General features: G+C 29.6%; 15 protein-coding genes. 4 read left to right on the top strand and 11 right to left on the bottom strand.

The features are described from left to right. Window positions 1-90 precede the first annotated feature (90 nt). The 8 genes from glyA to J3U20_RS07840 all read right to left on the bottom strand — a co-directional run bounded on the left by glyA (window position 91) and on the right by J3U20_RS07840 (window position 9,494). The gene (gene glyA, locus J3U20_RS07875) at window positions 91-1,362 is read right to left on the bottom strand and encodes a serine hydroxymethyltransferase (protein ID WP_160542672.1); all 1,272 of its coding nucleotides are present in this window, start codon (window positions 1,360-1,362) and stop codon (window positions 91-93) included. A gap of 13 nt (window positions 1,363-1,375) precedes the next feature. After that, a complete protein-coding gene (gene galE / locus J3U20_RS07870; RefSeq protein ID WP_160542673.1) occupies window positions 1,376-2,398 on the bottom strand; it encodes a UDP-glucose 4-epimerase GalE in 1,023 nt (340 codons plus the stop codon). 24 nt (window positions 2,399-2,422) lie between these two features. After that, window positions 2,423-4,417 (bottom strand): KUP/HAK/KT family potassium transporter, encoded by a 1,995-nt coding sequence (locus J3U20_RS07865; RefSeq protein WP_255466928.1) that lies wholly within the window; start codon window positions 4,415-4,417, stop codon window positions 2,423-2,425. Between the two features lie 107 nt (window positions 4,418-4,524). Next, window positions 4,525-5,265 (bottom strand): endonuclease/exonuclease/phosphatase family protein, encoded by a 741-nt coding sequence (locus tag J3U20_RS07860; RefSeq protein WP_160542674.1) that lies wholly within the window; start codon window positions 5,263-5,265, stop codon window positions 4,525-4,527. 289 nt (window positions 5,266-5,554) lie between these two features. Continuing rightward, window positions 5,555-6,460, bottom strand: coding sequence for a rhomboid family intramembrane serine protease (locus tag J3U20_RS07855; protein ID WP_160542675.1), 906 nt, complete (start codon window positions 6,458-6,460; stop codon window positions 5,555-5,557). A 9-nt stretch (window positions 6,461-6,469) separates the two neighbouring features. Continuing rightward, the gene (locus tag J3U20_RS07850) at window positions 6,470-7,249 is read right to left on the bottom strand and encodes a rhomboid family intramembrane serine protease (protein WP_160542676.1); all 780 of its coding nucleotides are present in this window, start codon (window positions 7,247-7,249) and stop codon (window positions 6,470-6,472) included. Window positions 7,250-7,284: 35 nt separating this feature from the next. Beyond that, a complete protein-coding gene (mutL, locus tag J3U20_RS07845; protein WP_160542677.1) occupies window positions 7,285-9,042 on the bottom strand; it encodes a DNA mismatch repair endonuclease MutL in 1,758 nt (585 codons plus the stop codon). 140 nt (window positions 9,043-9,182) lie between these two features. Next, the gene (locus tag J3U20_RS07840; protein WP_160542678.1) at window positions 9,183-9,494 is read right to left on the bottom strand and encodes a hypothetical protein; all 312 of its coding nucleotides are present in this window, start codon (window positions 9,492-9,494) and stop codon (window positions 9,183-9,185) included. 357 nt (window positions 9,495-9,851) lie between these two features. Between J3U20_RS07840 and J3U20_RS07835 the strand changes: the two genes are divergently transcribed. The 3 genes from J3U20_RS07835 to J3U20_RS07825 all read left to right on the top strand — a co-directional run bounded on the left by J3U20_RS07835 (window position 9,852) and on the right by J3U20_RS07825 (window position 13,100). After that, the gene (locus tag J3U20_RS07835) at window positions 9,852-10,412 is read left to right on the top strand and encodes a hypothetical protein (RefSeq protein WP_160542679.1); all 561 of its coding nucleotides are present in this window, start codon (window positions 9,852-9,854) and stop codon (window positions 10,410-10,412) included. A 190-nt stretch (window positions 10,413-10,602) separates the two neighbouring features. After that, window positions 10,603-12,432, top strand: coding sequence for a hypothetical protein (locus J3U20_RS07830; protein WP_160542680.1), 1,830 nt, complete (start codon window positions 10,603-10,605; stop codon window positions 12,430-12,432). A gap of 5 nt (window positions 12,433-12,437) precedes the next feature. Continuing rightward, a complete protein-coding gene (locus J3U20_RS07825; protein ID WP_160542681.1) occupies window positions 12,438-13,100 on the top strand; it encodes a response regulator transcription factor in 663 nt (220 codons plus the stop codon). A 174-nt stretch (window positions 13,101-13,274) separates the two neighbouring features. On the opposite strand, the gene dinB is transcribed toward J3U20_RS07825, so the two are convergent. After that, window positions 13,275-14,369 carry a DNA polymerase IV gene (gene dinB, locus J3U20_RS07820; RefSeq protein ID WP_160542682.1) on the bottom strand — a complete coding sequence of 365 codons (1,095 nt, stop codon included), beginning with the start codon at window positions 14,367-14,369 and terminating at the stop codon, window positions 13,275-13,277. Between the two features lie 545 nt (window positions 14,370-14,914). Here dinB and J3U20_RS07815 point away from each other — a divergent pair. Further along, window positions 14,915-15,901 carry a polysaccharide deacetylase family protein gene (locus J3U20_RS07815; protein WP_160542683.1) on the top strand — a complete coding sequence of 329 codons (987 nt, stop codon included), beginning with the start codon at window positions 14,915-14,917 and terminating at the stop codon, window positions 15,899-15,901. Window positions 15,902-16,028: 127 nt separating this feature from the next. Here J3U20_RS07815 and pth read toward each other — a convergent pair whose 3' ends face one another. Next, on the bottom strand, window positions 16,029-16,595 hold the full coding sequence (pth, locus tag J3U20_RS07810; protein WP_160542684.1) for an aminoacyl-tRNA hydrolase: 567 nt from the start codon (window positions 16,593-16,595) through the stop codon (window positions 16,029-16,031). A gap of 37 nt (window positions 16,596-16,632) precedes the next feature. Further along, window positions 16,633-17,370, bottom strand: a complete 738-nt coding sequence (locus tag J3U20_RS07805; protein WP_160542685.1) for a glycosyltransferase — start codon at window positions 17,368-17,370, stop codon at window positions 16,633-16,635. Window positions 17,371-17,391: the final 21 nt, after the last annotated feature.

The following is a 17,391-nucleotide window of genomic DNA, read 5'->3' as shown; positions in this document are numbered from 1 at the left end:
ATCTTATGTAAATGAAAACTGACTAAAACTTATTAATTAGAAATAATCAGTTTTCATAATTTAACTTTTTTTAAAATTCAATATTTTTATTTACCATTGGAATAAAGGCCTAGAATCCATTAAAGCATTGACTTCTTTTTTTACTTTATCTATCACCTTTTCGTTTTCCGAATCTGCGATAACTTCATTTATAAAATCCGCTATTTTTATCATATCGTCTTCTTTGAGCCCTCTGGTGGTTACCGCTGCAGTTCCCAATCGAATACCTGAAGTTACAAATGGACTCCGGTCATCGTAAGGAATCATATTTTTATTACATGTTATGTCTGCTTTTTCTAATACTTTTTCGGCAGCTTTACCTGTAATATTTTTATTGTGTAAATCAATTAGCATGAGATGATTATCAGTTCCTCCTGAAATTATAGTGAAATCTCTTTCTATCAATGCTTGAGATAAAGCTTCGGCATTTTTAACGACTTGATGGGTATAAGCAAGGTATCCATCACTTAATGCTTCAATGAAAGTTATCGCTTTAGCTGCTATTATATGCTCTAAAGGGCCGCCCTGAGTTCCCGGAAAAACAGCTCCATCTAGCACTTGTGACATCATCTTTATCTCTCCTTTAGGCGTTTTATGTGCGAAGGGATTTTCAAAATCTTTACCTAACATAATCATTCCTCCTCGTGTACCTCGTAATGTTTTATGAGTTGTAGTGGTAACTATATCACAATAAGGTAGAGGATCACTTAAAATTCCTTTAGCTATTAATCCTGCAGGATGTGAAATATCAGCCATCAATATTGCTCCTATTTCATCTGCTATTTCTCTAAATTTTCGATAATCAAAATCTCTGGAATAGGCTGATGCTCCCACTATGATCATTTTAGGCTTTTCTCTCCTGGCTGTTTCAATCATATCTTCATAGTTGATGCGCCCATCTTCTTTATTTACTTTATAAAAAACCGGGTTGTAATTTATTCCTGAAAAATTAACGGGAGAACCGTGAGTTAGATGTCCGCCATGGGCTAAGTCTAACCCCATTACTTTGTCACCGGGTTTTAAACAGGCTAGAAATACGGCTGCATTTGCCTGTGCTCCGGAATGCGGCTGAACGTTTACATAAGAAGCACCAAATAACTTTTTAGCACTTTCTATGGCGATTTCTTCTATTTGGTCTATTACTTCACATCCTCCATAATATCTCCTTCCCGGATATCCTTCTGCGTATTTGTTTGTTAATACAGATCCGGCGGCTTTCATTACTTCATCGCTGACAAAATTTTCTGAGGCTATCAATTCAAGCCCTTTGGTTTGTCTTTGTTTTTCTTTTTCGATCAGTTCGAATATTGTTTTACTTTCCATAACATAGTTTACTTTATTTTCTATATGATTTTTCCCAATTCCATGCATCTTTAACCATATCTTCTAAAGAATACTTGGCTTTCCAATTTAATATTTGATTGGCTTTATCGCAACCGGCATAGATGCTTTCTACGTCTCCATTTCTTCTGCCTCCTATAACATAAGGTACTTTAACCTTATTAACCGCTTCAAAGGTATTTATTATTTCTAAAACAGAATTACCAAGCCCTGTTCCTATATTAAATACATCATGCGACAAATCTCCTTTATCTGCCAGTAAATACTCACAAGCATTTACATGAGCTTTCGCTAGATCAACCACATGAATATAGTCTCTTATGCATGTTCCATCGGCGGTGTTATAGTCGTTACCAAATACTGTCAATTCTTTTCTAATTCCAAATGCTGTTTGTGTAATAAATGGCATTAAATTACTGGGAATTCCTTTCGGCAATTCTCCAATTAAGGAAGATGAATGGGCTCCTACCGGGTTAAAATATCGTAAAGAAAGTGCTTGTAAGCTACCCGTTGCTGAAACTTTTTCTATTATATCTTCCGCCATTTGCTTGGTACTTCCGTAAGAAGATAGGGCTTTTTGAATTGGAAAGGTTTCTGTAACAGGTAATTTTTCGGGCTGTCCATATACGGTTGCAGAGGATGAAAAGACCAATTTTCTTACCTTAAATTCCTTCATAACTTCCAATAGGTTCATAAGAGATATTAAATTTGACCGGTAATAGGTAAGAGGAATTTCCATAGATTCTCCTACTGATTTTTTAGCTGCAAAATGTATACAGGCAGAAATATCGTTATTATCCGTAAATACTTGATGTAATTTATTATAATCACCTATATCGTATGAATAGAATTTGGGTTTACATCCCGTAATTTTTTCTATTCTTTCTAATATAAATAATTCTGAATTACTCAAATCATCTATAATTATCGGTTCAAATCCTGATTGAATCAATTCAACTACCGTATGAGAACCTATGAATCCTAAGCCCCCAGTAATTATGATTTTAGTTTTATTCATAAGTCATGAAATTTATCTAAATATTTATTTATAATTCTTCACTCTTTTGATCCTGCTTTTATATATTACATCCGTAAGCATAGGTACTTCTTCCACTTCTACGTTATAAGTATCTAAGCCTAAAGCAGCGGTATCAGATATTCCTATATATTTGACCATGTTATAAAAGCGTAAGATAAACCTTTCTTTTAATGAAAACAAATATTCTTGATTGAAAACTCTATCTATAAGAATATATTTAAAATCTGCAGGAATATCATATTTTTTCAAAGATGGATAATTGCTTGACAAATCTATCTTTCCTGAGATTTTTAAATCTTCAAGTACCTGACTAAAATAAATATTTATTAATGGAACTACTTTGAATCCTAATTTAAAATTAACTTTGTATAAGGTATTGGGTATTAATTCTAATACATCATATTCAAACGTATAAGGGTTTGTATCATTTTCAACTCTAAGGAACCAATAGTAATCTGCTCTTTTAGGGTTTTTATTGACTATGGAAAATAAAATTTTTGCTTCTATTTCTTCTGATTTACCTGCTCTACTTATATATACTAAATGGGTTGAATATTTCGATATGTCTGTATCGGTTTTCATATCTTGTATAATAGGTAGATAAGGTTTTATATTTACATATTGTACGTATTTATTCTTCAATTTGCGTCCATTATACCAAATGTACATAGAGAAAGCAATCAAACCGGCCAACATCATGGTAATCCATCCGCCTTCTTCAAATTTCAACGCATTGGCATAGAAAAATCCTCCTTCAATGATAAAATATATGATTGCAAATAGTAAAATAAAAAATATATTTACTTTTTTGCTATATAAATAGAAAAGTAATAAAATGGTTGTCATCAGCATAGTGATGGTAATTGCCAAACCATAGGCCGCTTCCATTTTAGAAGATTCTTTAAAATAAAATACAACAAAAATACAGGATATGAGTAAACCCCAATTTATGGCCGGAACATACATTTGACCTTTTTCATGGGTGGGATATTCAATTTTTTGTCTCGGCCAAAAGTCTAACGACATAGCCTCGCTAAATATAGTATAAGATCCTGTAATTAAGGCCTGGCTTGCTATAACCGCTGCTAAGGTAGCCATTCCTACTCCAATGATTACAAAGTTATCGGGCATCATCATAAAAAATGGGTTTCCTCCACTAGCTGCTTCTACAGGATGTGACAGAATCCATGCGCCTTGTCCGAGATAGTTTATGATTAAACAAATTTTTACAAAGCCCCAACTTATCCTGATGTTTTTAATTCCACAATGTCCCAAATCGGAATATAATGCTTCGGCTCCGGTGGTACAAAGAAATACAGCACCCATGATTAATAAAATCATATGTTTAGCTTCTAATGCAGTTTCTGCGCTGTCTCTGACAATAAGCATTAATTTAACAGCGTAATAGGGATTTATGGCTTTTATTACATATAAATTTGGTATAAATTGAATAGCCCCCAGTAGTAACAACATGATAAACCAGAGGGTCATGATCGGTCCGTAAAATTTACCTATGGACTGGGTTCCAAATTGTTGGACGACAAAAAGAACTATAAGTATAAATATGGTAATGGGTATGACTTCTGTATTGGGATTATAACTTTTAAGTCCTTCTACTGCCGACATAATGGTCATTGAAGGAGTAATTACTCCATCAGAAACTAACGTTGCGGCTCCTAAAATGGCTACTATATACAGCCATTTATTCTTCATCTTTTTGACCAGCGAATACAATGCTAGAATTCCACCTTCTCCGTTATTATCAGCTCGTAACGCTATTACTACATACTTTAGGGTTGTTTGCAATGTTAACGTCCAAATGATGCAAGATAAAGCCCCTATGATAAAATCTTCTGAAATATGATCTGTGTGATTGGCGGCAACTATGGCTCTCATTACATATAATGGAGAGGTTCCTATATCACCAAAAACTATCCCGATGGTAACTACTAAACCTATAAAAGTAAGTTTAGATTTCTTAGAATCAATCTGCTGCACAATTAGTTATTTTAATTTACTACTAATTTGCAAAGTTATATTTTTTTTAAGTTAAATTTTTTTATATACTGTTAATTTAATTAAAATAGAACCGGAAATTTAGCTCATTAATTTAACTTCAATGTTGCCAGTACCGGATAATGATCGGAAATTGTAATTGTTTTATCTACATAACATTGCATCGGCGTAAAGCTATTACTTGCAAATATATAATCAATTCTAATGGGATAATAATAATCATAAAAAGTCCATCCTAAACCTTTCCCACTTTCTTCAAAAACATCTGTCAAATCTTTTTTCAAGGTAAAATATTCATACGATAAGGGTACCGAATTTAAATCTCCACACACAAGTACGGGATAGGGTGATTCTTTTATATATTTTGAAAGTAAATCTATTTGAACTTGATGTTTTTGAAAACCTTTTATTAATTTTTCCGTTATCAGTTCCAAATTATCTCCAAAATGTTTTAGGCTGTTGGCTTTGAATAAATTTTTAGAAAGATTCATGGGTTCTAAATATATGCTGAAACATCTTATTATATCCTGATCTATCTGTATATCTACCAAGCATGCAAATCCATTACCCGGCAGTATTATTTTTTGTTCATTTATAATGGGATATTTTGATGATATGCCAATTAAATCAAAGGCTGCATTATAGCGTTCAGCTAAAAATATTTCTTTTGACCTCCACTGTCTAGTATAGATTTCATGAAAAAATGCAATGTCAATATCTTTTTGATGGATATAGTTTTCCAGGGCTTGTAAGTCTTTATTATCATTTGCATATCTAATATTATAGGTTAAAATTTTAAGTTCATTATTCCGAATCGGTTGATTATTCATTTCCCCAAAATGAACGTATTTTTTTATAGGAAACAGTAAAAAAAGGGTGATAATAAAGAAGGGTACAAAAATTAATTGTCTTTTAATAAGCCAAAATATAGTGAACAAACAATAAAGAGCAATTAGTATGGGATATATAAGAGCCAGTAAGCCAAAATATGGAAATGTCTTGGGTTCAATAAATTTATTAAAATAAGTCAGAAACAGTAAAATAGCTATACTAAGATGTATTATAAGAATTAGATAATTTAATTTGCTCTTTTTTATAAACATCATATTCTTAACTATTTCATTTGGAAGAATTAAATAAAAATTCTTTTTCCTGTTTCGTCAAACTATCATATCCGCTTTTTGAAATTTTATCCAATATAGTATCGATCTGTTTTTGTTTCTTTACTTTGTTATAATTAAATTCTTCATCAGATAAAGGTCTGGAGTGATGCGATGTATATTGCTTTTTATCGTTTTTTTCAATTTTAAATTTAGGTTTATCTAGTTTTTTAAAATAAGATCCGACATGGCTGAAAATCTTCTTAAAATTGGAAATAGGAAATACTAGAAAATCATTTCCTTTTTGGAAAGACTTCATATAAAAAAATCCAAAACTTGCAGCTGCTATTCTTGCTATAAATACTCCGATAAGTTCATTATAGTTGAGCAAATTAGCAACATCAAAAAGCACAAACACTATTCCAACGACATAAAGAGGTAGTTGATAGGGTATGGGATATAGGGATATTTGCATTTTTGGATTGTATGAAATTATTGCAAATAAGCAACTATAAACACCCAACATTCCACCTTCTAAAAGGCTATATTCCTGATCGGCAATTACATTTGTAAGTAAAAAAGCTATACAACCGATTAAATTGCCATAAATGAAAAATTTTAAAAAACTTGATCCGCTAAAATATATTCTGAAAATTTTTTCCACGAAATAAATAATCATTGCGGCAATTAATAAATCCCAAAGATTAGTATAGATAAATGGAAAGGTTATAATAGTCCAAATAAATGGAAGAAAATTATTTACAGAAACCAAAACATATGAGGTTATTGAAAAATCAAACGTTTTAATTAATAAAAAGTTTAAAATCCAATAAAAAAATGAAAACAACACAGAGATGAAAATGAGTTTAATTCCTTCTGTTCCATTTTTATAATAATCCCATATATTTATCATCTTTTTGTCCATACAACTGATTTAATTCCAACGATATCTGTTTTTTAGCCAATGACGAGTCAAAAAATACCCAAAAACGGCTCCTCCTAAATGAGCGAAATGTGCTACATTATCTCCTTGCGATTGTTGAATTCCTAAATATAATTCTAACAAAACCATTATCGGAATAAAATATTTAGCCTTCATTGGGATCGGTGGAAAGATTAACATTAATACGGAATTGGGAAACATCACTCCAAAAGCTACTAAAATCCCATAAATGGCTCCACTGGCTCCCACCATTGGGGTGACTAAATCTACATATAGCTTGCTTGCAATGTATTGATTAGTCCCTTGAGGCAAAGTATTCAACCATGCATATGCTTTTTGTTCCACATTATTATTTGATATTTCATAACTTAATTTTGCATATTTGCCAACTTCGTTTAAAGGAACATTGGCAGATACTAAAGAATCATACACTTGCTTAAATTCAAAATAATTAACTAAATTGAATAAAGCAAAAGCTCCTAACCCACAAACGAAATACAAGATCAAATATTTTTTAGCTCCTAAAGACTGTTCTACAGCAGATCCAAACATCCACAGGGAAAACATATTGAAGAAAAAATGTGTAAATCCTCCATGCATAAACATATGAGAAATTATTTGATACCAATGAAAATTGGGGGATAAAGGGAAATATGCTCCAAAAAGAACCGTGAGATCTATCCCGCGAGTAGATAATATATATGTTGCTATAAAAAACAGAGTGTTTAATAGTAAAAGATTTTTAGTTACCGCTGGTATGGTTCTATTCATTATTTTAAAAAATTAATTGTTCTAAATGATGGTTATTAATCGAAATTTGGCATGGGCAATATTTCATAATTTCTTTTTCCAAAAGGATTAAATTTAGGACATCCTAAAGTTATGAAATTCTCCCAAATAGGTAAGAAATGAGACGGTTGTATAAATTCATTTCTTTTTCTGGCAGAAACTTTTGAAATGGTTTTACTAAAAAATATAGAAAATTCTTCTTCGGAATGTTCTGATAATTCACTTAATAAATAGTCAATTAATTCAATTATTTTTTCCTGCATAACATCTGATGGTATTGCTGTTATCGTCAGTAAATCTTCTTCAATTTCCATATCTAATCCCTCCGCAAATAATGCGGTTTTAATTGAATCTAATTTCTCTTTTTCAAGATCATATACCGGTCTTTCTATGGGAAACAATAATTGTTGACTTAAGACATTCCCTTTCGAGTTTTTGATATGATTTTCATATAAAACTGTCTGATGTATTCTATAGGGATCCAAAATCCATACATTGGAATCTTTTTCAGTAATCCATCTCCCATTGGATAATCGTAATAGTGAAGATTCGGTGATAGTTTCACTAGGATTATCAAACATTTCAGAAGTTAAAATTTCTTGTCTGGAGGATGCATATAATTCATGCAAATTGACTTTTTCGGCACGTGACGGTTTACTGGCTGTACTATCAAACGGATTATAGGACGAATTAATATTTATTTTAGGTTCAACAACGGGAGTATCTTTTTTATTTAAGGAAAAACTCCAATCAGGATTCTGATCAAAATCTAAGCTTGGTACAACATTATAAACCCCAAGGGATTTTTTTATGGCTGTTCTTAATAATGCATATATTGACGCCTCATCTTCAAATTTAATTTCTGTCTTAGTCGGATGAATATTAACATCTATTCTTTCCGGATCAATCTGTATATAAAGAAAAAATGAAGGCAAAAACCGTGGCGGGATCAATCCTTCAAAAGCATCCTGTACCGCCTTATTTAAATAGGTCGATCTAAAAAACCTTTGATTAACGAAAAAAAATTGTTCACCTCGTGCTTTTTTAGCACCTTCCGGTTTTCCTATAAATCCATTTAATTTTATCCAATCTAATTGTTCTGCAATTGGGATTAATTGATGTTGAATTTTTCTGCCGAAGATCTCTGAAATTCTTTGCAACAAACTTCCTGAACGAAGCCTGAACATTTCTTCGTCATTATTAAATAATTGGAACTGTATATCTTCATGTGCTAAAGCAACTCTATGGAATTCGTCTAAAATATGCCTAAATTCAACAGAATTGGATTTTAGAAATTTTCTTCTTGCCGGCACATTAAAAAATAAATTTTTAATTAAAAATGTGGATCCTACTGCTGTATTTACGGGAAGTTGAGAAATGATATCTCCCCCTTCAATAATAATATGAGTACCCAATTCATCTTCCTCTTTACGAGTTTTTAATTCAACTTGAGATACTGCTGCTATGGAGGCTAATGCTTCTCCTCTAAAGCCTTTGGTATGAATATGAAATATATCTTCTGTAGTTGATATTTTTGAAGTTGCATGTCTTTCAAATGACATTCTTGCATCAGTTACGCTCATTCCCACCCCATTATCAACTACCTGAATTAGATTTCGACCCGCTTCTTTTATGATAAGTTGAATTTGCGTTGCTTTTGCATCGATAGCATTTTCTAAAAGTTCTTTTACTACAGAAGAAGGTCTTTGTACTACTTCTCCTGCCGCTATCTGATTGGATACATTATCCGGAAGTAAGTGTATTATATCAGGCATACTACAAAGTTATTAAAACTATTAGAAACCTCATCGCATCCTTTTACTAAATAAAAAAATGAAAGAACAATTATTTAATTAGCAATAATTTAAAAAATGCTAAATTTAGTTAACAATAACTAATCAGTAGCCTATCTCTTTCAAATAATTTGCTTTTTTATTGGTAAATTTTTTTCTTTGTTATAAAAATCAACAAAATTTTCATACCCGATGTATTTACATAATAAATCTAATATATGTCGGTTGGGTTCTCCTGTAGCTTTTTCTCTTCCTCCTATATATTTATCGTAATATCTTATAAAGGTCTTTTCACTAATACATGTCTTATATTCTTTTTCGATTTTAGAGGAAATATGTTTTGAAAGAGGAGTTTTCAACACAAGTAACGATTCTTTTTTAGCTTTATTAAAAGCCGCATAAACTATCTTCTTAATTACTTCTTTATATCCCATACTTTAATTCTAATAGTTAGTTAATACCTTTTTGCAACCAATAAAAAAAGAAGCAAAATTTGTTAAATGTCTTTAAAAAGTCTTTAGTATGTCTTTATTTTACTTTATATTATCAGTTACTTTGTATTTGAATTTTGTTAGTATATTTCACAGCAAAGGTACTAAATGTATTCTAATAAGGAATAAACAAGTAGTAGTATTTTAATAGATTTGGGAAGCCTATTAAATATCTGCCACTTAGTATTGCTTGCTTCCCTAATGCATAACTGTATTTTAAATGCTAGAAAACAACTAATTAGTTATCTAAAAATTTTTAGATACATTTTTTATTAAGTAAAAATTAAATAAACAATAAACATGAAAAAAATATCAATATCTATAGTAAGTTTATCTTTAAGCTTATTTATAACATCATGCAACGACGATTATAGCGATATCCCAATGCAAAAAACTTTATCTGCAGAAAATACATTAAACAGTCAGACACAAAAAGAGGAAAATAATTCCGAAAATACAGAGATTGGAATTTATAGGATTGATATGGATATCAGCGGGGAAACTGCTCAGAATCCCGTAAGAAGAATGGATATTAGCGGGGAAACTGCTCAGAATCCAGTAAGAAGAATGGATATTAGCGGAGAAACTGCTCAGAATCCGGTAAGAAAAATGGATATCAGTGGAGAAACTGCTCAGAATCCCGTAAGAAGAATGGATATTAGCGGGGAAACTGCTCAGAACCCTGTAAGAAGAATGGATATTAGCGGAGAAACTGCTCAGAATCCCGTAAGAAGAATGGATATCAGCGGGGAAACTGCTCAGAATCCCGTGAGAAGAATGGATATCAGCGGGGAAACTGCTCAGAATCCCGTAAGAAGAATGGATATTAGCGGAGAAACTGCTCAGAATCCAGTTAGATAATTCATTCTAATTCTAAAAAATGATTGAATTTCAAAAAAATAAAATATTTTAATTCTATCTATAATTTATAGATATTTATACGGCAAGGAATACATGTATTCCTTGTCTTTTTTTTACTTAATAAATATATAATTATTAATACATAATAAGTTTCAATATTATAAGTTAATATTTTTATATTTAGTAAATAATGAAAACTTATATTATATATTTATCCTATATTGTTGTTTTATTGCTATATTTTCCTTCATGCAAAGATTTTACTATACGAAAAAAGAAATCTGATAGTTCAATTAAAAAATCAAAAATATATAACACTCCTTTTACTTATTATACTAATGAAACCATTCAATTAACGTATAAAGAAATATATAGGCTAAAAAAAGAAAAGAATAATGGACTTTTAGCCAATATTTATTTTCAAATGGGTCATTATTATTTAAACAAAAATAAAAGTGATAGCTCATTTTATTATTTCAATCATGCAAAAGAAGCCTATTTACTTGATAATAATAATGTCTTTATTGGTAAAAGTTTAATAGATATGGCCATCATCCAAGCGAATGAAGGAGATTACATAGGAAGTGAAGAGACCGCAGTTGAAGCATTACGATATATTAAAAAAACTCAACATAATGCTTCCTTATCTGCTGTATATAATTGTTTAGCCATATCTAAAACTGAACAAAAAGATTACGATCAAGCCATAAAATATTATAATTTGGCATTAAAATTTTCAACCAGTAAAATATCTGTTATCAACATAAAAAATAATGAGGCGGTAGTTAATATTAAAGCCGGAAATTATGATAATGCCATTAAAATTTTAACTAAGTTAATTAACGATCCTTTTTTAAATAATCTCCCCCTTCATAAAGCTCGCATAACTGATAACTTAGCTTATGCAAAATGGCTGGATAATCCAAATTATAAGGCGGATAAAGATCTTTATCAAGCCTTAAAAATAAGAGAAAAAGCATCTGATTCCATCGGACAAATTGCTAATCATTATCATTTATCGGAATACTATGAAAAAACAAGCATTAAAAAAGCAATTTTTCATGCAAATAAAATGTATGATATTGCTTTAAAATTAGGGAATATAGATGACCAACTTGCGGCAATGCAAAAAATTATTCTTTTAGATACACCTTCTACGCATGAAAAAAATTATTTTAATTCTTATATTAGATTAAATGATGAAATCAATTTTAAAAGAATTCGAGCCAAAAACCAATTTGCTTTAATTCGTTATGAAGTAGAACGTAATAAAGAAGAAAATGCATTACTGAAAGCTGAAAACGCTCAAAAAAACTATTTGCTATTACAACAAAATGTAACGATTGGTTCTATTATAATTTTAGCATTAATAATTGTAATATTAGTAATATTTTGGCATAAAAGAAGAAATGCTAAATTTAGACAAGAAAAAATTGAAGAAGTCCATCGAACCAAATTGAAATATTCTAAAAAAATCCATGATGAAGTAGCCAATGGTATTTACTTTTTGATGGTTCAACTTCAAAATAATTCAGATGTAAAACCAACAAAGATAATTGATGAATTAGACCAATTATATCTTAAATCAAGAGATATCTCGCATGATTCAGATTATAAAATTGGTTTAAATGAAGAATTTTCAATTACTTTACGAAATATGATTAAACCTTACGGTTCAAAAGATACCCGAATAATATTAATTGGTAATGAATCCCATATTTGGGATAATATTCCAAACAACAAAAAAGAGGATTTATATTATATCCTTAAAGAATTAATGACTAATATGAAAAAACACAGTCAAGCTGATATTGTTACATTAAAATTTAAAAAAGAAGATTATATCATTTCCATTGAATATACAGATAATGGCGTGGGTTTTGCCGGCTCAGGTACCGGACCATTCGCAGATTTAAAAAACATAAATGACAGGTTACACCCAAAAAAAGGTCATTATATTATTGATCGCAACAAAAAGACCGGCTGCTCAATAAAAATTTTATATTCTATATCTAATTAATAGTAATGTTAAAAAAAATACTTATTTCTGAAGATTTTGACAGTTACAACATAGGGATTAAAAAAACTGTTGAGGAATTAAAAATTCCTATTATTGACCAGGCTTTTTATTGTGATGATGCTTTACTTAAAATCAAAAGAGCAATTATGGATCATGATCCTTATGATCTATTAATAACCGATTTATCTTTTGCTTCTGATTATAGAGAACAAAAATTGGAAGGAGGCGAGGATTTAATATTAGCAGCTAAAAACGAACAACCTGATCTTAAAGTTATCGTTTTTTCGATTGAAAATAGGTTTCATAAAATTAAATCTATGTTCGACAGGTATAAAATTAATGGATTTGTAACCAAAGGCAGAAATGACACCAAAGAATTACATAAAGCAATTATATCGGTAAATCAAAATGAAACCTATATTTCCAACGATAATTACAAAACAACTCAAAATAATTTATACGAATTATCAGAATATGACATCAATTTATTAAAATTACTTTCTCAAGGAAATACTCAAAAAGAGGTGGAACAACATTTAAAAGAAAATCAAATTGTGCCTAATAGTGAAAGTTCAATAGAAAAGAGGCTTGCCTTATTAAGGGCATCTTTTAATGCAAAAGACACTAAACAATTATTAAGTTTAATTATTGAATTAGGGATAATTTAAAAATTTTTGAGTTTTAGATGTTTTTTAGTTCAGATACTTTGGTAATGTTCTTTTTATCTTATGAAACAAAATTCCAGTCTTTTTTAATCTGTTTTTAAAATAATGAATTCTTATGGAAAACATATTTTTTCTAATACAGAAGTAATTAATTTTTTAATATATATATTTAGAAATTTACTGATATGAATCTTTAAATTCCTTAAAAGGAATTTTTAATTGAAAATTCTTTGGTATATCATTTCCTAAATCCGATTCCGAATTTTTAATGCTTACCCCTATCAATCTAATTTTCTTATCCAAGTCAAGTGAATAGAGTAATTCAAGAGCAATTTTATAGAGTTGAGGAAAATCTGTTATAAAACTCGATATGGTTTTACTTCGCGAAATTATTTTAAAATCAGAGAATTTTATCTTTAAAGTAACGGTACGGCCTTTAAAAGAATTTTTATTCATTCTGTGAATTACATCTCTACAGATAGTTTCTAATTCCGCATACAATCGAGGTAAAGAATTTGTATCTTCCATAAATGTATTTTCTGAACCTACTGATTTTCGTATTCTATTGGGATTTACTTCCCGATTATCAATTGCTCTCGCATTTAAATAGTATAAACTCCCGTGTTTACCAAATAGCTTTATAAGATCTTCTTCAGATTTTTTTTTCAAATCTAAACCGGTATTGATTCCTATTTGATGCATTTTTTCGGCAGTTTTTTTTCCTATTCCGAAAAAATCTTCAATTTTAAGGTTTTCTACAAATTTTTCTGCCTTTTGAGGAGTAATTATAAATAAGCCATCGGGCTTATTATAATCTGAAGCTATTTTTGCAAGGAATTTATTGAAGGATACACCTGCAGAAGCTGTCAATCCGGTTTCTTTAAAAATCTTATTTTTGATTTCCTTTGCAATATCCCTTGCAAATTCCATATTTTTAAAATTATGGGTTACATCTAAAAATGCTTCATCTAACGATAAGGGTTCTACTAAATCGGTATATTGAAAAAAAATGTCTCTAATTTGTTTTGAAACAGAACGATAAATCTCAAAACGGGCGGAAGTAAAAATAAGGCCGGGACATCGTTGAATTGCTTGTTTGGAGGACATTGCTGAACGAACGCCAAATTTTCTTGCTTCATAACTGGCTGCAGCAACTACTCCTCTTTCTCCTGCAAATCCAACGGCCAAAGGTTTCCCTCTAAATTCCTCATGATCTCTTTGCTCGATTGAGGCATAGAATGCATCCATATCTATATGAATTATCTTACGCACAATGACAAAGTTACAAAAGGTGTTTACTTAAAATCAACAAAAATATTATTTTTGTGTAAACTTTATTTATATGTTCCAAGTTATATGATCCGTTTTTAAATAAAATACAAATACGTAAATCAAAAAATAATTGAATTTACCTATGATTTATTTCTTACAAATTATAATTTAATCTTTATAGTACTTATTTTATGGGTAATCCACTATAATAATAGTTGTATTTTTTTTAATATTTCTTATTGGAAACTATAGTAGTATTAGTTTCGTTTAAATTATACTATAATTTTAAAAAGTTAATTTATTAAAATCTATTAAATAATTGTATATTTATCATTTAGGATTTTTTATTAAAACCTTTTGAAAAAAATTATACTTTACATAAAAAATAATGATATCATATTTCAGTATTTTCAAATTAAAATATAGTTACTATAAAATGTAACCATTTTATAATAAAAAAGTTATAATATGTTTTATAAAATAAAATGGCATGATTTATGACGAAATTATTTTTTAAAATTTTTTAAAAAATTTTAGCTATCCATATGAAATTATATTGTTTAACCCTCATATTACTTATTAGTTTACTAAGTTGTAAGAAAGAAGATAACAAAAAAATAAACGCTATACCTGAAAAAAATGTTACTAATGTAACTTCTATTTCAGACACAACCGGCACACATCATAATAATTCAAAAGATACTACTATACATCACGGTAAAAAAGATTCTTTAACTAAACCTGCTCATCCTAATAATAAAAATTCTTATAAATCAGACAGTGTCGCTAAGAAAAATAAAGATCAAGATAAATATACCGAAACTAGACATAATCATAAAGGAATCATAAAAGATTCCTCAGATAAATACTATATATATTTATCCTTAGATGATGGTCCTCAGTTACCGGGCACGCATAATTGTAAAAGTATCTTGGAAAAGTACAATGTTAGAGCTACTTTTTTCATGATAGGTGTTCACAATACGGGAATAGTAAGAGAACAGTTAGTGGATTCCATAAACAATAATCCATTATTTATCGTTTGCAATCATAGTGATACCCATGCTAATAATAAATATAGTTTATTTTATAAGAATGCTAAAAGTGCTCTACAGGATTTTTTACGGGCTGAAAGTAAATTAAATCTTAAACATAAAATAGCTCGACTTCCCGGCAGAAATACTTGGGCGGTTAATCATCAGATTAAAGGCGAATCTTCTGCGTTCAATGTTGCCAAAAAACTCGACTCTATAGGTTATTCTGTATATGGTTGGGATTTGGAATGGAGATTTGTTCATAGTAACATTCCGGTTGAAAGTGCTACTGAAATGATAAAAAAAGTTAAAAATACTTTGAAAAACGGTAGAACACATAGTCCTAATTCCATAGTAATTCTAGTTCATGACAGAATGTTTGATAAACCGCAATATGCTGATTCTTTACAGAAATTTATTTCTGTATTGAAAAGCGATAAACATTACATATTTGAAACTCTTGATAAATACCCTATTTTATCTTTAGAAAAAAATTAATTATATTTTTTCGATAAGATTTTTAAATAAATGTTTGTTGAAAAATTAGTAGTGGATTTTAGTATTAATTGTATTTAAATTTTAAAAATTGTTTATTTTTAGTACTAAATACTTTTATAAGGATTTTTTATTTTCCGTTATATTGATTCATAGTATTATTTAAACCTGAAAAAATAAAGGATAGTATTGCATCTGTGCTAATATCGATTCTTTCATTAAGAACTTTTTTTTCTTCTTCGTTCCACTCCCCTAAAACATATTCAATTTGTTTACCTTTTATATAGTTATTACCGATTCCAAAACGAAATCGCGGGTATTGTTGCGTTTGTAACTTTTCTTCGATACTTTTCAATCCATTATGACCCGCACTGCTTCCTTTGGATTTAATACGAATAGTACCAAAGGGTAGGCTTAAATCATCACAAATAATTAAGCAATTCTCGAGATTTATTTTTTCTTTAGTAACCCAATATTTAACTGAATTACCGCTTAAATTCATATAAGTATCGGGCTTTAGAATAAAAGTTTTTCTCCCTTTATATGAAGTTTCACAAACTTGACCGAAATTTTGAGCTTTAAAACTACCTCCAAGTTTTTCAACTAGTCTATCAACCAGTAAAAAACCTATATTATGCCGAGTATTGCTATATTTTTCTCCTATATTTCCTAAGCCTACAATCAGGTATTTATTCATAAAATTTCGATTTTTGTCGTACTACTATAAGAAAAAATCAGTATTTTTTCTTATAGTATTTTTTTATTCTTAAAAGTTCAAAAGGAAGTTTTAAGGAATAAGAAAATTTAACTTTGGAATCTCCCACATCTCTCCAGGCTTCTAGAGGGATTTCTTTTGCTCTCTTTTCAACATTTTCTTTACCAACTATATTCATGAATTTAAAGAAAATTTCAATATCAAAACTCCAATTGGATATAAACGGATCAGCAAATATCTTTTTAGCTATATCTTGAGAGAATGCTTTGGCTCCGCATTGAGTATCATAAACCGGTAAATCTAACATGGTACTGGATAAGGTAGCAAAAATTCTTCCAATTAAATGACGATGCAATTTTCTTTTTATTTGCGAACCGATTCTTCTGACTCTTGATCCGAATACAAAAATAATATTTTCGTTCATGTATGAACATATACGACTATATTCTTCAACAGAAGTAGCTAAATCGGCATCTAAATATCCTAAAATATCAAAATTTTTCCACATAAAAGCTTCATTGATCCCGGTAAAAATTGCTGCTGCTTTCCCTGCATTTTGCTTTTTATCAACAACTAAAACTTTATCCGGAAATTTTTGATACAATTCATTTAATATTTTTAATGTTTGATCCGAGCTGCCATCATTTACAAAACAAAATGAAAGATTATTTTCTTCTGCTAAACTTTTTTCAAATTCTTTGACAGGCAACCTGAATTCTTCATTATAACAAGGAACAACTACACAATTAGTTTTCATGATTTATATATTATATATTAA

Origin of the sequence: Apibacter sp. B3919 (assembly GCF_026537405.1) — a bacterium.
GTDB lineage: Bacteria > Bacteroidota > Bacteroidia > Flavobacteriales > Weeksellaceae > Apibacter.
This window is presented reverse-complemented; position numbering and strand designations above follow the sequence as displayed.